At 63.4% G+C, this 23,510-nt stretch carries 21 protein-coding genes; 15 read left to right on the top strand and 6 right to left on the bottom strand.

All coding sequences use genetic code 11. From position 1 onward, the window contains the following. Positions 1-149 precede the first annotated feature (149 nt). The 7 genes from ABID44_RS12490 (at position 150) to ABID44_RS12520 (ending at position 9,761) form a co-directional block, all read left to right on the top strand. Entirely contained in the window at positions 150-839 is a 690-nt protein-coding gene (locus tag ABID44_RS12490; protein WP_354152038.1) for a c-type cytochrome, read from the top strand. A gap of 263 nt (positions 840-1,102) precedes the next feature. After that, positions 1,103-3,010 (top strand): extracellular solute-binding protein, encoded by a 1,908-nt coding sequence (locus ABID44_RS12495; RefSeq protein WP_354152039.1) that lies wholly within the window; start codon positions 1,103-1,105, stop codon positions 3,008-3,010. Next, positions 3,010-4,878: an extracellular solute-binding protein gene (locus tag ABID44_RS12500; RefSeq protein ID WP_354152040.1), complete on the top strand. Its 1,869-nt coding sequence runs from the start codon at positions 3,010-3,012 to the stop codon at positions 4,876-4,878. The genes ABID44_RS12495 and ABID44_RS12500 overlap by 1 nt, the downstream gene beginning before the upstream one ends. Before the next feature lie 27 nt (positions 4,879-4,905). Next, a complete protein-coding gene (locus ABID44_RS12505) occupies positions 4,906-6,015 on the top strand; it encodes a microcin C ABC transporter permease YejB (RefSeq protein WP_354152041.1) in 1,110 nt (369 codons plus the stop codon). After that, positions 6,015-7,166 carry an ABC transporter permease gene (locus ABID44_RS12510; protein WP_354152042.1) on the top strand — a complete coding sequence of 384 codons (1,152 nt, stop codon included), beginning with the start codon at positions 6,015-6,017 and terminating at the stop codon, positions 7,164-7,166. The genes ABID44_RS12505 and ABID44_RS12510 overlap by 1 nt, the downstream gene beginning before the upstream one ends. Beyond that, positions 7,163-8,791: an ABC transporter ATP-binding protein gene (locus ABID44_RS12515; RefSeq protein WP_354152043.1), complete on the top strand. Its 1,629-nt coding sequence runs from the start codon at positions 7,163-7,165 to the stop codon at positions 8,789-8,791. Before ABID44_RS12510 ends, ABID44_RS12515 begins: the two co-directional genes overlap by 4 nt. Before the next feature lie 16 nt (positions 8,792-8,807). After that, positions 8,808-9,761: a 2-hydroxyacid dehydrogenase gene (locus tag ABID44_RS12520; protein WP_354152044.1), complete on the top strand. Its 954-nt coding sequence runs from the start codon at positions 8,808-8,810 to the stop codon at positions 9,759-9,761. On the opposite strand, the gene ABID44_RS12525 is transcribed toward ABID44_RS12520, so the two are convergent. Next, complete coding sequence (locus ABID44_RS12525) at positions 9,755-10,132, bottom strand: hypothetical protein (protein WP_354152045.1); 378 nt, start codon at positions 10,130-10,132, stop codon at positions 9,755-9,757. The genes ABID44_RS12520 and ABID44_RS12525 overlap by 7 nt on opposite strands. 180 nt (positions 10,133-10,312) lie before the next feature. Here ABID44_RS12525 and rpe point away from each other — a divergent pair, with 180 nt between their 5' ends. Further along, a complete protein-coding gene (rpe, locus tag ABID44_RS12530) occupies positions 10,313-10,990 on the top strand; it encodes a ribulose-phosphate 3-epimerase (RefSeq protein WP_354152046.1) in 678 nt (225 codons plus the stop codon). Positions 10,991-11,074: 84 nt separating this feature from the next. On the opposite strand, the gene nagA is transcribed toward rpe, so the two are convergent. Genes nagA through ABID44_RS12550 form a run of 4 tightly spaced genes read right to left on the bottom strand, consistent with a single transcriptional unit; the run spans position 11,075 to position 14,922 of the window. Continuing rightward, positions 11,075-12,235, bottom strand: a complete 1,161-nt coding sequence (gene nagA, locus ABID44_RS12535; RefSeq protein WP_354152047.1) for an N-acetylglucosamine-6-phosphate deacetylase — start codon at positions 12,233-12,235, stop codon at positions 11,075-11,077. Continuing rightward, a complete protein-coding gene (locus ABID44_RS12540) occupies positions 12,232-13,263 on the bottom strand; it encodes an SIS domain-containing protein (protein ID WP_354152048.1) in 1,032 nt (343 codons plus the stop codon). The genes nagA and ABID44_RS12540 overlap by 4 nt, the downstream gene beginning before the upstream one ends. After that, positions 13,260-14,045 carry a GntR family transcriptional regulator gene (locus tag ABID44_RS12545; RefSeq protein ID WP_354152049.1) on the bottom strand — a complete coding sequence of 262 codons (786 nt, stop codon included), beginning with the start codon at positions 14,043-14,045 and terminating at the stop codon, positions 13,260-13,262. The genes ABID44_RS12540 and ABID44_RS12545 overlap by 4 nt, the downstream gene beginning before the upstream one ends. Then, entirely contained in the window at positions 14,038-14,922 is an 885-nt protein-coding gene (locus ABID44_RS12550; protein WP_354152050.1) for a glucosamine kinase nucleotide-binding domain-containing protein, read from the bottom strand. Before ABID44_RS12550 ends, ABID44_RS12545 begins: the two co-directional genes overlap by 8 nt. Before the next feature lie 455 nt (positions 14,923-15,377). Between ABID44_RS12550 and ABID44_RS12555 the strand changes: the two genes are divergently transcribed. From ABID44_RS12555 to ABID44_RS12575, 5 genes are all read left to right on the top strand, one after another. Then, a complete protein-coding gene (locus ABID44_RS12555; protein ID WP_354152051.1) occupies positions 15,378-16,634 on the top strand; it encodes an ABC transporter substrate-binding protein in 1,257 nt (418 codons plus the stop codon). A gap of 184 nt (positions 16,635-16,818) precedes the next feature. Then, entirely contained in the window at positions 16,819-17,748 is a 930-nt protein-coding gene (locus ABID44_RS12560; protein ID WP_354152052.1) for a carbohydrate ABC transporter permease, read from the top strand. A 10-nt stretch (positions 17,749-17,758) separates the two neighbouring features. Beyond that, complete coding sequence (locus tag ABID44_RS12565; protein ID WP_354152053.1) at positions 17,759-18,598, top strand: carbohydrate ABC transporter permease; 840 nt, start codon at positions 17,759-17,761, stop codon at positions 18,596-18,598. Then, a complete protein-coding gene (locus ABID44_RS12570; protein WP_354152054.1) occupies positions 18,595-19,656 on the top strand; it encodes a Gfo/Idh/MocA family protein in 1,062 nt (353 codons plus the stop codon). Before ABID44_RS12565 ends, ABID44_RS12570 begins: the two co-directional genes overlap by 4 nt. 31 nt (positions 19,657-19,687) lie before the next feature. After that, positions 19,688-20,683, top strand: a complete 996-nt coding sequence (locus ABID44_RS12575; RefSeq protein WP_354152055.1) for an ABC transporter ATP-binding protein — start codon at positions 19,688-19,690, stop codon at positions 20,681-20,683. 60 nt (positions 20,684-20,743) lie between these two features. Here ABID44_RS12575 and ABID44_RS12580 read toward each other — a convergent pair whose 3' ends face one another. Beyond that, positions 20,744-21,568: a ferredoxin--NADP reductase gene (locus ABID44_RS12580; RefSeq protein WP_354152056.1), complete on the bottom strand. Its 825-nt coding sequence runs from the start codon at positions 21,566-21,568 to the stop codon at positions 20,744-20,746. A 446-nt stretch (positions 21,569-22,014) separates the two neighbouring features. Between ABID44_RS12580 and ABID44_RS12585 the strand changes: the two genes are divergently transcribed. Both ABID44_RS12585 and ABID44_RS12590 read left to right on the top strand, forming a co-directional pair. Further along, the gene (locus ABID44_RS12585) at positions 22,015-22,269 is read left to right on the top strand and encodes an acyl carrier protein (protein ID WP_354152057.1); all 255 of its coding nucleotides are present in this window, start codon (positions 22,015-22,017) and stop codon (positions 22,267-22,269) included. 11 nt (positions 22,270-22,280) lie between these two features. Continuing rightward, positions 22,281-23,489, top strand: a complete 1,209-nt coding sequence (locus ABID44_RS12590) for a beta-ketoacyl-[acyl-carrier-protein] synthase family protein (RefSeq protein WP_354152058.1) — start codon at positions 22,281-22,283, stop codon at positions 23,487-23,489. Positions 23,490-23,510: the final 21 nt, after the last annotated feature.

Genomic DNA, 23,510 nt, shown 5'->3' on the forward strand with positions numbered 1-23,510 from the left:
CACTGGAAGCGCTCTTATAGGTGTTGCAAGAGCCGAGCAAAAGACCTAGTTTCCGCGCGATTTGGCCGCTCTGCGTTTTTCGGGGCAGCATGGATGTTACCGACGGACGGAGGACAGGAAGGTCCGCCGGAAAAGGGAGTCTGGGGCGTATGGATTCATTCGAGGTCAACAAGGTCCTGGGCGGTCTGCTCGGTACTGTTTTTGTCGTTTTCTCGGTCGGCATCGTTTCCAATTCGCTTTTCGCCACGCACGCTCCCGAAAAGCCCGGCTTTGTCATCGAGGTCGCGGAAGGCGACGCGGGCGCGGCCGCTGGCGGCGCGGCCGAAGCGGTGCCGATCGCCGACCTTCTCGCCAATGCCGACGCCAAGGCCGGCGAGGCCGTGTTCAAGAAGTGCGCGGCCTGCCACTCGATCGAAAAGGGCGGCCCCAACAAGGTCGGTCCGGACCTGTGGGCCATTGTCGACCGTCCCGTCGCCTCACATGAAGGCTTCGCCTATTCCGGCGCCATGAAGGAATTCGCCAAGGGCGGCGAGGAGAAGTGGACCTTCGACAATCTCGACCACTTCCTCATCTCCCCTAAGGGCTTCGTGAGGGGCACCGCCATGGGTTTCGCCGGCCTCAAGAAGGACGACGAGCGCGCCAACCTGATCGCCTATATGCGCGAACAGGCCGACAGCCCGGTTCCGCTGCCTGAAGCCGGCACCGCCGCGCCGGAAGGTGAAGCCACCGAAGACGCCGCCCCTGAAGCGGCTCCCGCCGATGCCGCGCCTGTCGAACAGGCTCCCGCCGGCGAAGCGGCGCCCAGCGAGGAGCAGCCGGCTGAACAGCCCGCCGAATAACGAAATCGTAATCTGCACATCCTTGAAAAAGCCGGGTTCAGCCCGGCTTTTTTGTTACTGTGGACCGGGTGCGGCATTATCGCCACAATCCGATTCCCTCCTGACGGGAATCCAGTACATTGCCCGGCGCGGCGCATGCCTGCACCTGGGGCAATCCAGCAGGAATGCGACCCGGTTTTGCGTTCGGGATTGCGTCGAAACAAAGGGTTGGAAGCGTTTTCGTGATTTGGGAAAGCGGAAAATGCGCTAGCGAAAGGACCGGAATGAACATTCACCATCTCAGGGCGTCGATGTCGGCAATGCTGGTTCCAGGGCTTGTTTCGGGCTTGGTCTGCGCCGTTCTGGCGCTCGGCGTCCACGACGCCCGGGCGGATGAATGGCACACCTCCTCCTCGCTCGTCGGCGGCTCCAAATATGGCGAGAACTTCGAGCGCTACGATTACGTGAACCCCGATGCGCCCAAGGGCGGCACGCTGAACTCCACGGTTCTCGGCACGTTCGACAGCTTCAACCCCTACATCGTGCAGGGCACGCCAGCAGCCGGCCTTGTTCAGTTCGGCGGCGGGCTGCTCTACGACACGCTGATGGAGCAGGCCACCGACGAGGGCAGCGTCAGCCATCCGCTGGTGGCGGAGGCCTACAAATATCCGGACGATTTCTCCACCGCCACCTACCGACTCGATCCGCGCGCGCGCTGGCATGACGGCCAGCCGATCACCGCCGAGGACGTGATCTGGTCGTTCCAGACACTGAAGGCCAACAGCCCGATGTACAACCGCTATTACGAGAACGTCACCGAAGCTGTGAAGATCTCCGACCGCGAAGTCGAGTTCCGTTTCGACCAGAAGGGCAATCGCGAACTGCCGAAGATCATGGGCGACCTCGCAGTGCTGCCGAAACACTGGTGGGAGGGCGCCGACGCCAAGGGCAACAAGCGCGACATCACCCGCTCGACGCTGGAACCGCCGCTCGGCTCGGCGGCCTACCGCATCAAAAGCTTCAAGCCGGGGGCGGAAATCATATGGGAGCGCGTGCCCGACTATTGGGCCGCGAAGCTGCCGGTAAAGGTCGGCCGCGAGAATTTCGACATACGCCGCTATCGCTATTTCCTCGACAACAACGCGGCCTGGCAAGCCTTCACCAAGGGCGGCTTCGAGGACGTCAATTCCGAAAACAGCGCGCGACGCTGGATGACGGTCTACGATTTCCCGGCGGTGAAATCCGGCGACGTGATCAGGAAGGAATTCAAGTCGAACGCCCGCGCCAATATGCAGGGCTTCATCATGAACACGCGCCGCCCCCTCTTCCAGGACCGGAGCGTGCGTGAGGCGCTGTCCTACGCTTTCGATTTCGACACCATAAACCGCACCCAGTCCTTTGGACTGAACACGCGCATCAACAGCTATTTCATGGGCAGCGATTTCGCCTCGGGCGGACTGCCGCAAGGCAAGGAACTGGAAATTCTCGAAAAATATCGTGACAAGCTGCCGCCTGAGCTGTTCACGAAGGAATTCGCCCTGCCCCGCTTCGACACTCCGCAGGCCGAACGCCAGATCCTGCGCGACGCGGTGGCGCTGTTCAAACAGGCCGGCTGGGAAATCCGCGACGGCAGGATGGTCAATGTCGAAACCGGAAAGCCGTTCAGCTTCGAAATTCTCGAAACGCGGCAGGACGCCGAACCGACGATCAGCCCCTTCATCGAGATGCTGCGCAAGATTGGCGTCACCGCCACGCTGCGCATCGTCGACACCAGCCAGTACATCAACCGGGTGAACGATTTCGACTATGACATGATCACCATGGTTCTGCCGCAGTCGGATTCGCCCGGCAACGAGCAGCGCGACTACTGGAGCGCGCGTGCAGCGGAGACCCCCGGCTCGCGCAACTATTCCGGCATAAAGGACCCGGTGATCGACGCGCTGGTCGACCGTGTGATCTTCGCCAGCGACCGCGACGACCTGATCGCAGCCACCCGCGCGCTTGATCGCGTGTTGCTGTGGAATTATTACGTGGTGCCGCAATTCACCCGGCCGGATGTGTGGCTCGCCTACTGGAACAAGTTCGGCATGCCGGAAAAGCAGCCCGAATATATCGGAGCCGACATCGATTCCTGGTGGATCGATCCGGAAAAGGAAAAGGCGCTGGCGGCAAAACACCAGAGCGCGAACTGATGACCGCCTTCTCCCGCCGCGATTTCCTCATCCTCGGCGGCGCGGCGGCCACGCTGCCGCTTCTGTCCGGCCGGACCTTCGCCGACAATCCGACAGGCCGGAAGCTGCACGGGCTGTCCGCCTTCGGCGAACTGAAATACCCGGCTGGCTTCACCCATTTCGACTATGTGAACGTCGATGCGCCAAAGGGCGGAACATTCAACTTCCCGCCCCCGAACTGGGCGTACAACCAGAGCCCTTTTACCTTCAACACGCTCAACTCCTTCACCCTGCGCGGTGACGCGCCGCCGCGCATGGAGTTCTGCTTCGATGCGCTGATGGCCCGCGCTCTGGACGAGCCCGACGCTCTCTACGGGTTGCTGGCCGAGGCCGTCACCATCTCTGAGGATCGCAACAGCTTCGATTTCTACCTGCGCAGGCAAGCCCGCTGGCATGACGGGTCCCCGCTGACGGCCGCGGATGTGGCCTTCACCCTTCTGCTCTACAAGGACAAGGGACACCCGCAACTGGCGTTGCCGCTTGTCGAGATGGCCGCCGCCGAAGCGCTGGACACGCACACTGTGCGGCTGACCTTCACCGGCAAACAGCCGCCACAGGCCATCCTGACGGTGGCCGAAATGCCGATTCTGTCGAGAACCTACTATACGCAAAACGAGTTCGAGGCCGGGCGCATGGCGCCGCCGCTCGGCTCCGGCCCCTACAAGGTGGGACGGGTGACGGCAGGCCAGTTCATCGAGTATGAGCGGGCGCCCGACTATTGGGGCGGCGACCTGCCGGTCAATCGCGGCCACTACAATTTCGACCGCATCCGCATCGATTTCTACCGCGACCGCAACGCCGCCTTCGAGGCGTTCAAGAAAGGCGACACCCATTTTCGCGAGGAGTTCACGGCGCGGACCTGGGTTTCGGAGTATAATTTTCCGGCCATCGCCGGTGGCCGCGTCATCAAGCGCGAATTCCCCGGCGAGAAATGGCCGGCCATGCAGGCCATGGCGCTCAACCAGCGGCGCGCGCAGTTCCGCGACATCCGCGTGCGCCGGGCCATCGCCATGTGCTTCGATTTCGAGTGGACGAAACGCACGCTGTTTTCCGGATCTTACGACCGCTCGCAGTCCAATTTCGAAAAGTCCGACTTCAAGGCGGAGGGCCTGCCATCCCCACAGGAACTCGCGCTGCTGAAGCCCTTCCGCGACGAACTTCCGCCGGAGGTTTTCGCCGAGCCGGCCATGCAGCCGGTTTCCGACGGCTCCGGACGCGACCGCAAGATGCTCGGGCAGGCGGCGAAACTGCTCGGCGACGCCGGCTGGAAGCGATCGGGCCAGTTCGTCGTCAACGACAGGGGCGAGCGGCTTAAGGCCGAGATGCTGGCCAATGACGATTCACTGGCGCGCATCTTCCTGCCCTGGGCGGAAAACATGAAATCCGTAGGCGTCGACGCCTCGGTGCGCGTGGTGGATGCGGCCCAGTATCAGGCGAGGCAGACCGATTTCGACTTCGACATGATCCTCTTGGCGTTTCAGATCGGCGCGACGCCGGCGTTCGCCGGGCTGGAGACGATCTATCATTCGCGCGCAGCCGACCGGCCGGGAACCCGCAACTATGCGGGCACGAAGAGCCCGGCGATCGACGCGCTGGTGGAGGCGGCAGGCCACGCCCGGAGCCGCGCCGACCTGATTGTGGCGCTGCGCGCGCTCGACCGGGTCTTGCGCGCAAGGCTCGACTGGATTCCAACATACTATCTGGCGAATCACCGGGTCGCCTGTTGGGACATGTTCGGCTTCCCCGAGCCGATGCCCGACTACGGGTTCCCGGTGGAGACGCTGTGGTGGTTCGATGCTGGGAAGGCTGCGAAGATTGGCAAGGGCTGACGGTTCAACAACGAGGAGAAGCGCCTGATGGGTGCCTATATCCTGCGCCGGCTGCTTTTGATGATCCCGACGCTTTTCGGCATTATGGCGATCTCCTTCGTCGTCATCCAGTTCGCCCCCGGCGGGCCGGTCGAGCAGGTCATCGCGCGCCTGACCGGTCAGGGCGGCGATTCCAGCGACCGGCTCGGCTCCGGTGGCGGAGGCGACATGGGCGCGGCCGGCGGCTTCGAGGCGGGCGGCGGCGCCATCTCCACCAAATATCGCGGCGCGCAGGGGCTCGATCCCGAATTCATCGCCAAGCTCGAACAGCAGTTCGGCTTCGACAAGCCCGCGCTCGAACGCTTCGGCCTGATGCTGTGGAACTACGCCCGCTTCGATTTCGGCGAGAGTTATTTCCGCGACATATCGGTAATCGACCTGATCCTGGAAAAAATGCCGGTGTCGATCTCGCTGGGTTTATGGATCACGTTGATTTCCTACATGATCTCCATCCCGCTCGGCATCCGCAAGGCGGTGAAGGACGGCTCGGCCTTCGATACATGGACCAGCGCCATCGTCATCGTCGGCTATGCCATTCCCGGCTTCCTGTTCGCCATCCTGTTGATGGTCCTGTTCGCCGGCGGCTCCTTTTACGACTGGTTTCCGCTGCGTGGCCTGACCTCCGACAACTGGTCGCAGATGTCCTGGCCCGACCGTATCATCGACTATTTCTGGCATCTCACCCTGCCGCTGACGGCCATGGTGCTGTCGGCCTTCGCCACCAGCACGCTGCTGACCAAGAACTCCTTCCTCGATGAAATCCGCAAGCAATATGTGGTGACGGCGCGCGCCAAGGGGCTTTCCGAGCATCGCGTGCTGTATGGCCACGTGTTCCGCAACGCCATGCTGATCGTCATCGCCGGCTTCCCCGGCGCCTTCATCTCCGCCTTCTTCACCGGCTCGCTGCTGATCGAGAACATCTTCTCTCTGGACGGGCTGGGGCTCCTCGGTTTCAAATCGGTGGTGGACCGCGACTATCCCGTGGTCTTCGCAAATCTCTATATTTTCTCGCTGATCGGCCTGTTCGTCAGCCTCATTTCCGACCTCACCTACACATGGATCGATCCCCGCATCGACTTCGAGCGGAGGGACGTGTGATGGCGGATGCGGTGATGAAGACCAACGCGCAATCCGCTCCCGCCAGAAGGCGCAGGCCATGGCTCTCGCCACTCAACCAGCGGCGCTGGGCCAATTTCAAGGCCAACCGGCGCGGCTACTGGTCGTTGTGGATTTTCCTTTTCCTGTTCATCGCTTCGCTGTTCGCCGAGTTCATCGCCAACGACAAGCCGGTCATAGCCTCCTACAAGGGCGAGATCCTGTTTCCGGTCCTCGTCGCCTATCCGGAAGAAAAATTCGGCGGATTCTATGCCGTCACCGACTATCGCGACCCGGTGATCCGCGACGAGATCGAGGCCAACGGGTGGATGATCTGGCCGCCGATCCGCTATTCCTACCGCACCGTCAACAATGCGGTGCCACAGGCCGCTCCCTCCAAGCCTTCATGGCGCTACGATGCGGCCACCCGCTGCGGACAATATCCGCAGGGCGCGGCCGATCCCGACTGCATCACGGGCAACTGGAACTGGCTGGGCACCGACGATCAGGCCCGCGACGTGCTGGCGCGCGTCATCTACGGTTTCCGCGTATCGGTGCTGTTCGGGCTGACGCTGACGCTGGGCTCGGCCGTGATCGGCGTCTCGGCCGGAGCCGTGCAGGGCTATTTCGGCGGCTGGGTGGACCTCCTGTTCCAGCGTTTCATCGAAATCTGGTCGGCCATTCCCGTGCTCTACCTGCTGCTGATCGTGGCGGCGGTCCTGCCGCCCGGCTTCTTCATCCTGCTTGGCCTCATGCTGCTGTTTTCATGGGTGGCGTTCGTCGGCGTGGTGCGGGCTGAGTTCCTGCGCGCGCGCAACTTCGAATATGTGAACGCGGCCCGCGCGCTCGGCGTCTCCAACCGCACCATCATGTTTCGTCACCTGTTGCCCAACGCCATGGTGGCGACGCTGACCTTCCTGCCCTTCATCCTCAACGGATCTATCTCGACGCTGACCTCGCTGGACTTCCTCGGCTTCGGCCTGCCGCCGGGCTCGGCTTCGCTGGGCGAGATGCTCAAGCAGGGCCAGCGCTATCTCAATGCGCCATGGCTCGGCATCACCGGCTTCGTCACGCTTTCGATCATGCTGTCGCTTCTGATCTTCATCGGAGAGGCCACGCGCGACGCCTTCGACCCGAGGAAGACCTTCAGGTGAGCACGCCCCTCCTTTCCGTCCGCGACCTCTCGGTCGCCTTCTCGGCCAACGGCAAGACCTCGCTCGCCGTGGATCATGTTTCGTTCGACATCGCCAAGGGCGAGACGCTGGCGCTGGTCGGCGAATCCGGCTCTGGCAAGTCCGTGTCGGCCCTGTCGGTGCTGAAACTGCTGCCCTATCCGCCCGCTAGCCACCCGTCGGGAGAAATCCTGTTTGGCGGGCAGGACCTGATGCGGCTTGGTGAGAACGCCTTGCGCAAGGTGCGTGGCAACAAGATCACCATGATCTTCCAGGAGCCGATGACCTCGCTCAATCCGCTGCACACGATCGAGCAGCAAATCGTCGAGGTGCTGAAGCTGCATCGCGGCATGAGCGACGGCCAGGCGCGCAAGCGCACCCTCGACCTGCTCCACGAGGTCGGCATCCGCGAACCGGAAAAGCGCCTTTCCGCCTATCCGCACCAGCTCTCGGGCGGGCAGCGGCAGCGCGTCATGATCGCGATGGCGCTCGCCAACGAACCCGAACTGCTGATCGCGGACGAGCCGACCACGGCGCTCGACGTGACGGTTCAGGCGCAAATTCTTCTTCTTCTCGATTCCCTGAAGAAAAAGAACGGCATGTCCATGCTGTTCATCACCCACGACCTCGGCATCGTGCGCAAGATCGCTGACCGGGTCTGCGTGATGACAAAGGGCAAGGTGGTCGAAACCGGGCCGACGAAGGAGATCTTCGCCAATCCGCAGCATGAATACACCCGTCATCTTCTGGCCGCCGAACCCAAGGGAAGGCCGCCCGCCGCAGATCCGCACGCAAAACCTGTGATGCGCGGCGAGGACGTGAAGGTCTGGTTCCCGATCAAACAGGGCTTCTTCCGCAAGACGGTGGACCATGTGAAGGCCGTGGACGGCATCGACGTGACCGTGCGCGAAGGCCAGACGCTGGGCATCGTCGGCGAATCCGGCTCCGGCAAGACCACGCTCGGCCTGGCGCTGGCGCGCATGATCTCGTCCACCGGCAAGATCCGCTTCGACGGCCGCGACATCGATGCGCTGTCCTTCAGCGAGATGCGCCCCCTGCGGCGCGAATTGCAGATCGTGTTTCAGGACCCCTACGGATCGCTCAGCCCGCGCATGTCGGTGTCGGAGATCATCGAGGAAGGGTTGGAGATCCATGAGCCGAAGCTTTCGGCCGACGAGCGCGACAAGCGCGTGGTCGACGTGCTCGAGGAAGTCGGCCTCGATCCCGAGACGCGCTTTCGCTACCCGCACGAGTTTTCGGGAGGCCAGCGCCAGCGCATCGCAATTGCCCGCGCCATGGTCCTGAAGCCGCGTTTCGTCATGCTGGACGAGCCGACCTCGGCGCTCGACATGAGCGTGCAGGCGCAGGTGGTGGACCTGCTGCGAGACCTGCAGGCGAAGCACAACCTCGCCTATATGTTCATCAGCCACGACCTGAAGGTGGTGCGCGCGCTCGCCAATGAGGTGATCGTCATGCGCAACGGCAAGGTGGTGGAAGCCGGCCCGTCGACGCAGATCTTCGAAGCACCGCAGACCGACTACACGAAGGCGCTGATCTCGGCCGCCTTCCGGATCGAAACCGCTCCCGAAGGCGTGGTTTCGGAATGATTGCGAGGAGGATATCTTGAGCAACCCAGGAAAGGGCCGCGTTCTGCTTGCGGTCAACGCGTTCCAGCCCCAGCGCTGGCAAGAGCTGATCGGCAACGAAAGGGATGTAACGGTGGAGCGCGAGGCTGGCGTCGATCCGTCCATCACCTACGCGGTGGTTTGGAAGCAGAAGCCAAACCTGCTTGTCGGGCTGCCGAACCTGAAGGTTATCTTCTCGGTCGGCGCCGGCGTCGACCACATCATGGAGGACGCGACCATCCCCACCGACATTCCGGTGGTGCGGGTGGTCGCGGAAGATTTGACAAGACACATGGTCGAATATGTCGTGTGGCGCGTGCTCGACCATCATCGTCAGGGCCGGCAGTATCGCGAGCAGCAGCGTCTGCGCGCCTGGCACGACATCGACCAGCGTAACGCCGGCGACGTCTCGGTCGGCATCATGGGTTTCGGCCATCTGGGGCGTGCGGCCGCCAGCGCGCTCATGGCGCTCGGTTTTCACATCAATGGCTGGTCACGCTCGGCGCGCGAAATGGACGGCGTGAACACCTATGCGGGCGAGGAGGGACTGACGCCTTTCCTCAACGCCACCGACATTCTGGTGGTCCTCCTGCCGCTGACGAAGGCGACGACCGGCGTCATCGACTACAAGCTTCTCAAGGAGTTGCGCAGGCGCAACGCGCTGGGCGGTTCGGTGCTCATCAATGCCGGACGGGGGCGGTTGCAGAAGGAAGCCGACATTCTGCGCGCGCTCGACGACGGAACGCTCAAGGAAGCGAGCCTCGACGTGTTCGAGATCGAGCCGCTGCCGAAAACCAGTCCGTTGTGGAACCATCCGAAAGTGTTCGTCACCCCGCATGCGGCAGCAACCTCGGACCCCCGACACCTGGTGCCGGTGATGCTGGAACAGATGGCCGCCTATGAGCGGGGCGAGGAGCTGGAAAACCTGATCGACCGCGAAGCCGGCTATTGAGGCGCGACGGGAGCAGAAAACGCTGTTGTTGGCGCCGCGCATTTGCGGCGCGTCAGTGAGCGGTTCATGGCGTCGATCTCGCCGCGCGCGGCCTCGGTCTTGCGGCGGCGCTCGGACCGGACATCCGGCGTCAGCGGTCCCATTCCATAGGGCTGCCTGACGAAAACGGGCCTGGCGTTCTGCGGCAAGCCGTACTGGGCCGCCAGCGCGTCACGATGCATGAAAAGCGTCTCGCAGGGCACGCTGTCATAGGGCAGCGCCGAGGCGACCGCCTGATCCTGACGTTCGGTCAGGGAGTTGCCGCACCCCGCCAGCATAACGCCAATGCCGGCGACACCACAAAAGCGCGCTGCTGCGACCAACCTCGACAATCCCGCCTCCGAATCTCGATGCGCGAAGCCTTATGGCAGGATTTGGGCATTGTGTAGGCCGTGCAGCGATTTGACCGCAACAAGCGCGGATAAATTCAAAAAGCGGTTTCCCGTTCCTGTTCCGATGCTATAGGCAGGTCAGAATTTTCGGGCTCGACCCAACAGGCAGGAGTGCAAGGAATGAGCGCAAGGACCCTGATCGCACCGTCGGTTCTGTCGTCGGATTTCTCAAAGCTCGGCGACGAGGTCGAGGCCATCGTCGAAGCCGGCGCGGACTGGGTGCATCTCGACGTGATGGACGGCCATTTCGTGCCTAACATCACCTTCGGCGCGCCCATCATCAAGGCCATCCGCAACCGCACCGACGCCTATTTCGACGCCCATCTGATGATCGCGCCGGTCGATCCCTATCTGGCCGCCTTCGCCGAGGCCGGCTGCGACGGCATCACCGTCCATGCCGAAGCCGGTCCGCATCTCGACCGCTCGCTGCAGACCATTCGCAATCTCGGCAAGAAGGCCGGCGTATCGCTCAACCCCGGCACTCCGGAAAACGTCATCGAATATGTGCTCGACCGGCTCGACCTCATCCTGCTGATGACCGTCAATCCCGGTTTCGGCGGGCAGGCCTTCATTCCGGCCGTGGTGGAGAAGGTGAAGCGCGTCAAGGCGATGATCGGCGAGCGTCCCATCGACATCCAGATCGACGGCGGCGTCACGCCGGAAACCGCACCGCTGGTGGCCGCCGCCGGCGCGAACGTGCTGGTGGCGGGCGCGGCCGTGTTCAAGGGCGGCACGGTGGACGCTTACCGCGCCAATATCGAGGCGATCCGGCAGGCGGCGGACGCGGCCCGCAAATAAGCTCGCGCTCCGGCCTCGTCCAATCGGCTTGCGCCCCGGTCTTGTATCGGCTTGCGCCCCGGTCTTGTAAAATCGGCTTGCGCCTCAGGCCCTGAACGCCCGCACCCCGTCGATCCACACGGAACTCACGTCAAGATCGGCGGACAGGGCGACGATGTTGGCGCGCATGCCCTTCGCCAGCCCGCCGAGGCGCTGCGCCTGCCCGACCGCTTCCGCCGGATAGGTCGAGGCCATGCGCAAGGCTTCACCCAGTTCGAGGCCGATGGTGCGGTGCATGAAGCGCACGGCGGAGATCATGTCGAGATCGGCGCCGGCCAGCGTGCCGTCTCCAAGCCGCAGGCTGCCATCCTTGCGGTAGATGGTGCGTCCGTTCAGCGTGAACGAGGACATGTGCGTGCCGATCGTCGCCATGGCGTCTGTAACCAGGAAGACCTTCGCCGGACCGCGCTTGGCGCGCAAGGCAATACCCATGGTGGCCGGATCGACATGGACGCCATCGGCGATCAGCCCGGCGAACAAAGCGCCCGTGTCGATGGCCGCGCCGGCAAGTCCGGGTTCCCGGCTGCCAAGCGGGCTCATGGCGTTGAAGAGATGCGTGGCTATGGTGGCCCCGGCCTTCGCATAGGCGCTGGCCGTCGCATAGGTGGTGTCGGAATGGCCGAGGCTGACGATGACGCCCGCCTTCGCCAGCGCCTCCACCTGCCCGGAGCTGACCGATTCCGGCGCAATCGTGGTCAGCAGCACCGGCATGGCGTCAACCGCCCCCACCAGCGCCTCCAGATCTGCGTCCTCCATCTTGCGGATCAGGTTCGGATCATGCGCACCCTTGCGAGCCAGCGACAGATGCGGGCCTTCCAGATGCAGGCCGAGGAAACCGGGAACCTTCTTCGCGGCCGCCTGCCGGCCCGCCTCCAAGGCCGCTGCGGTGATCTGCGGTGTGTCGGTGATCAGGGTGGGCAGCAGGGCCGTGGTGCCGAACGGCGCATGAGCGGCGCAGATGGTTTCGATGGAGGCGAGGTCCGGATGGTCGTTGAGCATCACCCCGCCGCCGCCATTGACCTGCAGGTCAATGAAACCCGGAGCCAGCATGGCGCAGCCGGCATCCACCCGCTTCACATCGGCTGGAATGGAAGCGACCGGCACAGTCGCCTCGATCTCGCCATGGGCTACAATGAGAGCCGCCTCGTCATGCCAGCTCTCGCCGTCGAAAATCCTGGCTCCGGAAAGGGCGAAACGTTCGCTCATATCGTCTCCGTCACCTTTTGCAGATTGCGGGGCGTATCGGGATTGAGGCCCTTGTGCCGGGCGAAAGCCTCCACGAATGCATAGAACGACACAATCAGCGGCAGCGGGTCGGTCAGCGGGTGGCCGGTGGAAACGAACGGCAACCGCGCGGCCCTCGTCACCCGCTCACTGGTCGCGAAGGCGGCGGCCTGCTTGTCCGCCAGCGCATCGACCGCCTCGACCAGCGACGGCTCGGCGGCGTCGCGCGCAGCCAGCGCCAGGACCGGGAAGCCGGGGCCGACCATAGCCATCGGCCCGTGCATCACCTCGGCCGCGCTGTAGGCTTCGGCATGGACGCCGCAGGTTTCCTTGAACTTCAGCGCAGCTTCGCTGGCCATGGCGCTCGATGGACCGCGCCCGAGGATGAACAGGGAGCTTTGCCTGTCGAACGGCTCGATCAGGGCGCTCCAGTCACAGGCGACCGCCTGCTCCAGCGACTTTGGCAGTTGCTGAAGCGCAGCCAGAAGCGTTTCGTCGCCGGCGGCGTGCGCCATCAGGGCCAGTCCCGCCACGGCCGAACTGACGAAGGTCTTTGTAGCGGCGACGCTCAGTTCCGGCCCCGCCATGATATCGATGGCGTGGTCGCAAACGCCCGTCAGCGGCGAACCCGCCGTGTTGGTGAGGGCGATGGTGACCGCCCCCTGCTCCGCTGCGCTTTCCGCCAGAGCCACGATGTCGGGGCTCTTGCCCGACTGCGACACCGCCAGGCATGCCGCGCGGTCGAGACGCAGCCTCGCTCCATAGATCGAGGCGATGGAAGGCCCGATCGGAGCAACCGCCAATCCGGCGGTCAGTTCCACCGCATATTTCAGATAGGTCGCGGCATGCGCTGACGAACCGCGCGCCACGGTGACGACGAAGCCCGGCGCTCGACGGCGCAAATCCTGCCCCACGTCTTCAAGCACGCTGTCCGACCGGTCGAGGAAACGGGCGACGGCCTGCGGTATCTCCTCGATCTCGGTTCGCATATGGGTCCTGGCCCTCATCATGCATTCGCTCCACTGTCGTCCGCAGGGCCGCTCAGGCGCAGCTCCGCCACGAAATCATAGGCATCGCCGCGATAGATCGAGCGGGTGAATTCCACCACCCTGCCACTGGCAAGATAGGAGATGCGTTCGATGCGCAGGCCAGCGGCCCCGACCGGAACCTTCAGCAATTCCGCATCCTGCCCGCTCAGATTGGCGGCCGAAATGCGCTGCATCGCCCGCACCGGGCGATAGCCCGTCTCGCCCAGCGCCGCATAGAGCGAAGCGCCGATGCGCTCGGGGTCAGGCAGCATGCTGGCCGACAGACAGGCGCGCTCGATGGCCAGCGGCGTTCCATCGGCGATACGCAGCCGCGCCATTCGCACCACCAGCTCCTTGGCCGAAAGACCGAGCACCATCATCTCGTCCGGCGAGGGCGTGAAGACACCGCGATCCAGCCATTGCGAGCTCACAGTCTTGCCGCGCCGGGCCATGTCCTCGGTGAAGGAGGTGAGGCGCGACAGCGACTGCTGGACCCGTTCGACGCGCAAGGCCACGAACGTGCCGGAACCATGGCGCTGCACCAGCACCCCGCTCTCGACCAGATCGCGCACGGCCTTGCGCACGGTGACGCGCGAAATGTCGGCCTGCAAGGCGATGTCGCGCTCCGAAGGCAGAGCGTCGCCGGGTCCCAGCCAGCCGCGCTCGACAGCCTCCTCGATCGCCCGGCGCAGGCGCAAATAAAGCGGCTGGCCGCGCGCCGTCTCCTTGATCCCGGCAAACAGCCTGTCGGTCCCGTCAGCCATCCCCCGCCTCCGCGTCATGGCCGAAGACACGCGCGGCCATGCGCACCGCGCCGATCAGCGCATCGCCCTTCGGCTCGCGCAGCAAGGCTCTGTAGCGCGGGGCAAGAAGAGGCGCATAAAGACCCGCCAGCCCGCCGAGAAGGCAAAGCGCATCGCCTTCGCGCAGATCCAGCGCGCCGAGCGCTCCTTCGACATCGGCCACCGCCTTGTCGACGATACGGCGCGCCACCGCATCGCCCCGCGCCGCATGGTCGAACACCTTGGGCGCGAAACCACCGTAATCGCCGGGCTTCGCCGCAACGGTGAATTCCACCACATCCTCCGGATTGTCGCGGAAGACGGCCATGATCTCGCGCGTCAGCGGCGAGGCCTCGCATATGCCGTCACAGGCGAGCAGGGTCTGCTCCAGAAGATCGCGGCCGATGCGCGCGCCGCTGGCCTGATCTCCGACCTGAAAGCCCCAGCCGCCGACAGGGCGCGAGACGCCGCCGCGGCGCACACGATAGGCGCTGCCGGTGCCAAGCACGGCGATCGCGCCGTCGCCAGCGCCGATCGCCCCTTCCAGCGCAATTTCAGCGTCGCTTTCCACCCGGCTTTCCCGGAACGGCAGGATGGCCCGCAACTGCTGGCGATAGGTGCCGACATTGGCCCCGGCGAGCCCCAGCACCGCCGGAGCGGCCTTGATCAGTTCAGGATCCTTGCCGGCCTCGATAAAGGCCCGGCGCGCCGCCTCGACGATATGGGCGCGGGCGCTGGTGAGGTCGGTGCGGATATTGGCCGCCCCGGAACCACCACGCGCCAACACCTGCCCGTCGCGAGTGGCGACCGCCGCCCTGCAACCTGTTCCGCCACCATCGATGCCGAGTATGAAATCCACGTTAGACCCTCCGAAATTTATAATACCACTTAAATACCAATATCCAAGTGTTAATTTCCGGCGCCTGACGCAAGGGCAGCAAAACGACCCAATTCATTAAAATACAAGGGTTTTTATGCGCACTTCGTTGTTTTTCCGGTCAAAGGTTAATGGATATGGACAAGTGGTATTTTTTTGGTATCGTTTTAAGCGGGAGGACAAGGATTGATGGATATCCGCAGCAAGACCGCGCACCGGACCACCGGCTTCCGGGAACATCGGCGGCGTCCGCATGCCATACCCTTTTCCGGCACGCCTATCGAGCCCGCACGGAAACCGGCTTTCCGATGGCCGCGCACCTGTTCATAATCCGAAAGATGTTCAGGCCGGGCTTCCGCGGCCCGGCACGCTGGCGGTCATATGCGCAGCTTCATTCGACACAACAGGCCTGAAAGGGCCCAACAGGGAGACCGAGCATGAATATGAAACTCTTTACCGCAACGCTTCTCGGATCGAGCCTCCTGTGCTCGGCCGCCGCCCATGCGCAGGAAGCCACGCTCACTATCGAAAGCTGGCGCAACGACGACCTCGCCATCTGGCAGGAGAAGCTGATCCCGGCCTTCGAGGCCAAGCACGCCGACATCAAGATCGTGTTCTCGCCTTCGGCTCCGACCGAATACAATGCCGCCCTCAACGCCAAGCTGGACGCGGGCTCGGCCGGCGACATCATCACCTGCCGTCCGTTCGACGCCTCGCTCGACCTGTTCAAGAACGGCAAGCTCGCCGATTTGTCCGACCTGTCCGGCATGGAGAACTTCTCCGACGTCGCCCGCTCGGCCTGGACCACGGATGACGGCGAGCAGACTTTCTGCGTGCCAATGGCCTCGGTGATCCACGGCTTCATCTACAACAAGGATGCGTTCGCGGAGCTGGGTATCGAGCCGCCGGCTACCGAGGACGAGTTCTTCGCCGCGCTCGACAAGATCAAGGAAGACGGCAACTACGTTCCCATGGCCATGGGCACCAAGGACCTGTGGGAAGCCGCCACCATGGGCTACCAGAATATCGGCCCCAATTACTGGCATGGCGAGGAAGGCCGCCTAGCGCTCATCAAGGGCGAGCAGAAGCTGACCGACCCGCAATGGGTCGAGCCGTTCGCCACGTTGGCCAAGTGGAAGCCCTATCTCGGCGACGGCTTCGAGGCGCAGACCTATCCAGACAGCCAGAACCTGTTCACGCTCGGCCGCGCCGCCATCTTCCCCGCCGGCTCGTGGGAGATTTCGGTGTTCAACACGCAGGTCGATTTCGAGATGGGCGCTTTCCCGCCACCGGTCAGGAATGCCGGCGACACCTGCTACATCTCCGACCACACCGATATCGGCATCGGCATGAACGCCGCCACCAAGAACCCGGAAGCCGCGAAAACCTTCCTCACCTGGGTGGCTTCGCCGGAATTCGCCGAGATCTACGCCAACGCCCTGCCCGGCTTCTTCAGCCTGAACTCGACGCCGGTGAAGATGGAAGACCCACTGGCGCAGGAGTTCGTCTCCTGGCGTGACAAGTGCCAGTCGACCATCCGCTCGACCTACCAGATCCTGTCGCGCGGCACGCCCAACCTCGAAAACGAGACCTGGGTGGAATCGGCCAATGTGATCAACGGCACGGTGACGCCGGAAGATGCCGGCAAAAAGCTGCAGGCCGGGCTCGACAGCTGGTACAAGCCGGCCGAGTGAGTCCCACAACGTTGCGCCACCCTCTGCCCCCTCCCGATGGAGAGGGCAGAGGGTCTGTTGCCGGGAGACGGCAATACCGTCGCCTGCATGGCGCGGATTCCCGAAACTTTTCGCGCGAAACCGAGATCAAGCGCCACAAAACGGGTATGTTCCCCGGATCCGGCAGCCATGTGAGACAGCATTCATGACGGCAGAAGCAGCGTCAAGAAAACCCTTCCGGTGGCACATCGTCGTGTTTCTGGCCCCGGCCGTTCTGGTCTACACGGCGATCATGATCCTGCCGCTGTTCGGCACGCTGCAACTTTCGCTGTTTCGCAATGCGCCCGGCGGGCAGAGCTTCGTGGGCTTCGACAATTTCCGCACCCTGTTCGGCGATCCCAACTGGTCGAGAGGCTTCTGGAACGCGCTCTGGAACAATGTGTGGTTCTTCATCATCCACATGCTGGTGCAGAACCCGATCGGCGTATTGCTGGCGGCGCTGCTTTCCAGCCCGAAGCTGCGCTTTTCCGCCTTCTACCGCACCGCCATCTTCATCCCGACGATCCTGTCCTTCGTCATCGTCGGCTTCGCCTGGAAACTGATCCTGTCGCCGATCTGGGGGGTGGCGCCCGACCTCCTCGATCTGGTCGGCCTGAAAAGCCTGTTCTCGCCGTGGCTCGGCAAGGAGGAATATGCGCTCACCGCGCTCAGCCTGATCTCGGTGTGGCAGTTCGTCGGCATTCCCATGATGCTGATCTACGCCGCCCTGCTCTCCATTCCCGACGAGGTGATCGAGGCGGCCGAATGCGACGGCGTGACCGGCATGGCGCAGTTCTGGAAGATCAAGCTACCGCTGATCCTGCCTTCCATCGGCATCATTTCGGTGCTGACCTTCGTCGCCAATTTCAACGCCTTCGACCTGATCTACTCGGCGCAGGGCGCGCTAGCGGGCCCGAACTATTCGACCGACATCCTCGGCACCTTCCTTTATCGTGCCTTCTTCGGCTTCCAGCTTCAGGTGGGCGACCGCAACATGGGCGCGGCCATCGCCACCATGATGTTCCTCATCATCCTGGCCGGCGTGTGCCTCTATCTCTTCCTCATCCAGACGCGGCTGCGCCGCTACCAGTTCTGAGGGGAAGACGATGAACCGCGCCACAACTTCGCTGCCCCGCTCGGCCGCCGCCCACGCGATCCTGATCGCCTATATGGTGATCGCGCTGTTTCCGGTGTTCGTGATCCTCATCAACTCCTTCAAGTCGCGCAAGGCGATCTTCGGGTCACCGATGACGCCGCCAACGCCGGAAACCTTCGATCTCGTCGGCTACCGTATGGTGCTCACGCAGGGCGATTTCCTCGCCTATTTCCAGAACAGCTTCATCGTCACCGTCGCCTCGCTGTTCTTCGTGCTCCTGTTCGGGGCGATGGCCGCCTTCGCGCTGTCGGAATACCGGTTCCGCGGCAACCGGCTGATGGGTCTTTATCTGGCGCTCGGCATCATGATCCCGATCCGCCTCGGCACCGTCGCCATTTTGCAGATGATGGTGGCTTCGGGGCTGGTGAACACGCTGACGGCGCTGGTTCTCGTCTACACGGCGCAAGGCCTGCCGCTCGCCATCTTCATCCTCACCGAGTTCATGAGCGGCGTCTCCGACGACCTCAAGAACGCCGGACGCATCGACGGGCTTTCGGAATACCGTATTTTCTTCCGGCTGGTGTTGCCGCTGGTGCGGCCCGCCATGGCGACGGTCGCGGTGTTCACCATGATCCCGATCTGGAACGATCTGTGGTTCCCGCTGATCCTGGCACCATCTGAAGCGACCAAGACCGTCACGCTCGGCGCACAGATGTTCATCGGCCAGTACGTCACCAACTGGAACGCGGTGCTGGCCGCGCTTTCGCTGGCGATCCTGCCGGTGCTCGTCCTCTATCTCATCTTCTCGCGGCAACTGATCCGCGGCATTACCTCCGGAGCCGTCAAGTGAGCGCAGACAAACCGATACGCGTCGTCGTCGCCGGGCTCGGCAATATGGGCCGCAGCCATGCGCTGGCCTATGCGACCAATCCCGGCTTCGAGATCGCCGCGCTCGTCAACCGTTCCGATGTCGAACTGCCGCCAGCCCTTGCCGGCCAGACGATCCGCCGCTCCTTCGCGGAAGCGCTGGCGGATGAAAAGCCCGACCTCGCCTGCATCGCCACCTATTCCGACAGTCATGCCGACTACGCCGTGCAGGCCATCGAGGCCGGCTGCCATGTCTTCGTGGAAAAGCCGCTGGCCACGACGGTGGCCGATGCGCGGCGCGTGGTGGATGCGGCGAAGGCCAGCGGCCGCAAGCTGGTGATCGGCTACATATTGCGTCACCACCCATCATGGATGCGGCTGATTGCGGAAGCGCGCGAGCTTGGCGGGCCATATGTGTTCCGCATGAATCTCAACCAGCAGTCCTCCGGCGCGACGTGGGAGACGCACAAGCAACTCATGAAGACCACCTCGCCCATCGTCGATTGCGGCGTGCACTATCTGGACGTGATGTGCCAGATCACCGACGCGGAGCCGGTCGAGGTGCGCGGCATGGGCGTGCGGCTTTCGGGGGAGATCGATCCCTCAATGTACAATTACGGCCATCTCCAGGTGCTGTTCGAGGACGGGTCAGTGGGCTGGTACGAGGCTGGCTGGGGGCCGATGATTTCGGAGACCGCCTTCTTCGTGAAGGACGTGATCTCGCCGAACGGCTGTGTGTCGATCGTCATGGCCGAGAACGCGAAATCCGACGACATCGACACCCACACCAAAACCTCGACCATACGCCTGCACAGCGCCACCACCGGCGCGGAGGGGCAGTTCGTGAAAGAGGACCGGCTGCTTTCCATGGAAGGCGAGCCCGGCCATCAGGACCTGTGCGACCTCGAACAGGCATTCGTGCTGAAGGCGATCCGCGAGGACATCGACCTCACCCGCCACATGGAGGACGCCGTGAAATCGCTGGCCGTGTGCCTTGCCGCCGATGAAAGCGTGCGCACCGGCAAGGCGGTGCGGCTGTGAGGCGGGCCCGCCCATTCAACAAGGACTGCACATGGACTCGCTGAACATCGAAAACGTGAAAAAATCCTTCGGCCAGGTCGAGGTGCTGAAAGGCATCGACCTCGATGTGGCCGATGGCGAATTCGTCGTGTTCGTCGGCCCGTCGGGCTGCGGCAAGTCCACGCTTTTGCGGGTCATCGCCGGGCTGGAGGACGCCACGTCGGGCCGCATCGTCATCGACGGCAGGGATGTCAGTTCGACGCCGCCGGCAAAGCGCGGCATCGCCATGGTGTTCCAGACCTATGCGCTCTATCCGCACCTGACGGTGAAAAACAATATGGGGCTTGGCCTGAAGCAGGCTGGAACGCCTTCCGCCGAGATCGACAAGCGCGTGGCCGAGGCTTCCGCCATGCTTTCGCTGGAGCCCTATCTGCAACGCCGGCCAGCCGAGCTGTCGGGCGGCCAGCGCCAGCGCGTCGCCATCGGCCGCGCTGTGGTGCGCGAGCCCACCCTGTTCCTGTTCGACGAGCCGCTGTCGAACCTCGATGCCGCGCTGCGCGTCAACACCCGGCTGGAAATCGCCCAGCTTCACCGCCGCCTCAAGGCGACGATGATCTATGTGACCCACGATCAGGTGGAAGCGATGACGCTGGCCGATCGCATCGTGGTGCTGAACGGGGGACGCATCGAGCAGATCGGCGCGCCGATGGAGCTTTACAATTCACCAGCCAACGAATTTGTCGCCGGCTTCATCGGCTCGCCCAGAATGAATTTCATCGAAGGCGCAAGGCTCGGCGAAAGTGTGAAGACCGTTGGCGTCCGGCCCGAGCACATCCGCGTCGACCCGGCCAAAGGCGATTGGAGAGGAACCGTCATCCATGCCGAACATCTCGGCGCGGATACAAATCTCTATCTCGATTGCGACAAGGCGGGACTGATCACCGTGCGCCTGTTCGGCGTCTACAACGCCGAACCGGGGGCGACGCTCTACGCTACCCCCGACCCGGAGCGCACCTATCGCTTCGGGCCGGACGGAAAGCGCGTGTGAAGCAAACGACCCCCCGTGCGTGCGCAGCGGGGGTCGGTCCGTGAATTCCTGCGGAACCCGTCAGCCGACGAAAGCGCGCTCGACCACGAAATCCGCGGGGCTGTTGAGCGAACCCTCGATGAAGCCGCGCTTCTCCACCAGGTCCTTGACGTCGTGCAGCATATGCATCGATCCGCAGATCATGACCCGGTCGGTTTCGCGATTCAGCGGCTCGATGGCGAGATCGCTGTAGAACTTGCCGCTCTCGATCAGCGTGGTGATGCGGCCCATGACCGGCGTTTCCTCGCGGGTCGTGGAATTGTAGAGTCTCACGCGGCCGGCATATTCCCCGATCAGCGGATCTTCCTGCAACGCGGCCACCAGTTCCTGCCCATAGGTGAGCTCGGCCCGGTCCCGGCAGGTGTGGGTGAGGATGACCTCATCGAAGCGCTCATAGGTGTCGGGATCGCGCAGCAGGCTGGCGAAAGGCGCGACGCCTGTGCCGGTGGAGATCATGAACAGGCGCCTGGCCGGAGTGAGCGCGTCCAGCACCAGCGTGCCGGTCGCCTTCTGGCGAATGAGAATGGTGTCGCCCGGCTGGATTTTCTGCAAGTGCTGGGTCAGGGGGCCATCGGGCACCTTGATGGAGAAGAACTCAAGCTCCTCGTCCCAGGCGGGGCTGGCGATGGAATAGGCGCGGAAAACCGGCTTCTCGGCGTTGGGCAGGCCGATCATGACGAATTCGCCCGAGCGAAAGCGCAGCGATTTCGGCCGCGTGACCCGGAAGGCGAACAGCCTGTCGGTATAATGCTTCACCGACACCACGGTTTCCGCGTAGACATTGGCCGGAATCGGGAACTGCACCGGCATGGCCTCGGACGAATTCAATATGGGAACCGTGTTCATCAAGAAACTTTCTGCAAATGCAGCGCATCGAAATATGCGCGGCCGATCCGTCCGGGGTCCAGCGCACTGAGGCGCAACGCTGTCTGGCTAGCCCTTCCGTGCCCGCAAATTAGATATATAGGGGGGAGTTTTGCGTCAAGGAGCCGGGGCGAAACGCCTTTTCAATCTGGAACATATCCGTGGTCGCGGCGTTGCGGCCTAAGGCAATATCACGAAAACCTGGCCCCCGGAGTGAAATACAGGCGTCTTCTTCCATTTTCAGGCGCCTCCCGCCCGCGCAAACAACGCCGACAACGCTGTTGCCACTGCTCGTGCGTGTTCCTATAGAGAGATGAGCCGCCCCTGACCGGGAATATGGCAGTAGAACGATATCTGCCGGAGACAAAACAGGGGCAGCAGTATCCTGAAGCTGCCGCACCGGGACAGAATAACAGGAAAGGAACCGGATGGCCGACCAGCTCGCAACCGAAATCATCGACAAGATCAAGGAACATGCCGAGGCCGGCGCTGAGGAAATCACCGTCAGTACGGAATTGACCTCGCTGGGCATCCATTCGCTGGAACTGACCGAGATCATCTTCGATCTGGAGGAGAAGTACGGCATCGAGATCGAGATGAACACGGTTGACGCCTGGGCCAACCTGAAGAATGTCGGCGACATGATCGAGGCCGTACGCGGCCTGATCGCGCAGAAGGGCTGACGCGGCACCGTATGCGCAAGCGCGTCGTCATCACCGGTATAGGCGGCCTTTGCGGCCTCGGCGCCGATGCACCGGCAATCTGGGCGGCCATGCGCGCGGGGCGCTCGGCCATCGGGCCGATTTCCAATCCCGCGCTGCATGACATCAAGGTCGCCACCGGCTGCGAGATCAGGAAACTTCCCGAACATGGCGTCGAGCGCAAGCAACTCGTCGCCATGGACCGCTTCAGCCTGCTGGCCGTGATCGCCGCGCGCGAGGCCGCGCTTCATGCAGGCCTGACGATCGATGAGACCAACACGCACAGAATCGGCGCGACGATCGGCGTCGGGGTGTGCGGCTGGGAGGTTATCGAAGAGAACTACCGGGCGATCCTGCTGGAAGGAAAATCGCGGGCCGGCATCTTCTCCGTGCCGAAGGCGATGCCCGGCGCGCCGGCCGGCCATGTCAGCATGAATCTGGGCCTGCGCGGCCCCGTTTTCGGCGTCACCTCGGCCTGTTCCTCCTCCAATCACGCCATCGCCTCGGCGGTCGACCAGATCAGACTGGGGCGGGCCGATGTCATGCTTGCCGGCGGCACCGACGCGCCCATGGTCTGGGGCATCCTGAAGGGCTGGGAAGCGCTTCGCGTACTTTCGCCCGACACCTGCCGCCCGTTCTCGGCCGACAGGCAGGGTCTGGTGCTCGGCGAAGGTGCGGGCATGGCGGTGCTGGAAAGCTATGAACACGCCAGCGCGCGCGGCGCGCATATACTGGCCGAAATCGCCGGTGTCGGATTCTCGGGCGACGCTTCCGACATCGTTGCGCCCACCATCGATGGTCCGGAGAGCGCCATGCGCGCCTGCCTCGCGGACGCCAGCCTCAACGCGGAGGAGATCGACTATCTCAACGCCCACGGCACCGGCACCAGGGCCAACGACCAGATCGAGACCGCAGCGATCAAACGCGTGTTCGGCGATCATGCCTACAAGCTGTCGGTGTCATCGACGAAATCCATGCACGCCCATTGCCTCGGCGCATCCGGAGCGCTGGAGCTGATCGCCTGCGTCATGGCGATCCGCGAAGGCGTCATCCCGCCGACCGCGAATTATCGCGAACCGGACCCGGAATGCGACCTCGACATCACGCCCAACACGGCGCACGAGCGCAAGGTGCGCGCGGCGCTCTCAAACGCCTTCGCCTTCGGCGGCACCAACGCCGTTCTGGCGTTCAAGGCTGTGTGATTTTCCTTTGATCATCACGGC

The organism is Aquamicrobium ahrensii, assembly GCF_040545755.1.
Lineage (GTDB): Bacteria > Pseudomonadota > Alphaproteobacteria > Rhizobiales > Rhizobiaceae > Mesorhizobium > Mesorhizobium ahrensii.

What these genes read in the sequence shown, in the direction of transcription:
- ABID44_RS12585 (WP_354152057.1), top strand. Translation starts at nt 22,015, where the DNA reads ATGGCCGACCAGCTCGCAACCGAAATCATCGACAAGATCAAGGAACAT.
- ABID44_RS12545 (WP_354152049.1), bottom strand. Translation starts at nt 14,045, where the DNA reads ATGGCTGACGGGACCGACAGGCTGTTTGCCGGGATCAAGGAGACGGCG.
- ABID44_RS12575 (WP_354152055.1), top strand. Translation starts at nt 19,688, where the DNA reads ATGGACTCGCTGAACATCGAAAACGTGAAAAAATCCTTCGGCCAGGTC.
- ABID44_RS12555 (WP_354152051.1), top strand. Translation starts at nt 15,378, where the DNA reads ATGAATATGAAACTCTTTACCGCAACGCTTCTCGGATCGAGCCTCCTG.
- ABID44_RS12505 (WP_354152041.1), top strand. Translation starts at nt 4,906, where the DNA reads ATGGGTGCCTATATCCTGCGCCGGCTGCTTTTGATGATCCCGACGCTT.
- ABID44_RS12500 (WP_354152040.1), top strand. Translation starts at nt 3,010, where the DNA reads ATGACCGCCTTCTCCCGCCGCGATTTCCTCATCCTCGGCGGCGCGGCG.
- ABID44_RS12510 (WP_354152042.1), top strand. Translation starts at nt 6,015, where the DNA reads ATGGCGGATGCGGTGATGAAGACCAACGCGCAATCCGCTCCCGCCAGA.
- ABID44_RS12490 (WP_354152038.1), top strand. Translation starts at nt 150, where the DNA reads ATGGATTCATTCGAGGTCAACAAGGTCCTGGGCGGTCTGCTCGGTACT.
- ABID44_RS12580 (WP_354152056.1), bottom strand. Translation starts at nt 21,568, where the DNA reads ATGAACACGGTTCCCATATTGAATTCGTCCGAGGCCATGCCGGTGCAG.
- ABID44_RS12495 (WP_354152039.1), top strand. Translation starts at nt 1,103, where the DNA reads ATGAACATTCACCATCTCAGGGCGTCGATGTCGGCAATGCTGGTTCCA.
- rpe (WP_354152046.1), top strand. Translation starts at nt 10,313, where the DNA reads ATGAGCGCAAGGACCCTGATCGCACCGTCGGTTCTGTCGTCGGATTTC.
- ABID44_RS12590 (WP_354152058.1), top strand. Translation starts at nt 22,281, where the DNA reads ATGCGCAAGCGCGTCGTCATCACCGGTATAGGCGGCCTTTGCGGCCTC.
- nagA (WP_354152047.1), bottom strand. Translation starts at nt 12,235, where the DNA reads ATGAGCGAACGTTTCGCCCTTTCCGGAGCCAGGATTTTCGACGGCGAG.
- ABID44_RS12565 (WP_354152053.1), top strand. Translation starts at nt 17,759, where the DNA reads ATGAACCGCGCCACAACTTCGCTGCCCCGCTCGGCCGCCGCCCACGCG.
- ABID44_RS12540 (WP_354152048.1), bottom strand. Translation starts at nt 13,263, where the DNA reads ATGATGAGGGCCAGGACCCATATGCGAACCGAGATCGAGGAGATACCG.
- ABID44_RS12560 (WP_354152052.1), top strand. Translation starts at nt 16,819, where the DNA reads ATGACGGCAGAAGCAGCGTCAAGAAAACCCTTCCGGTGGCACATCGTC.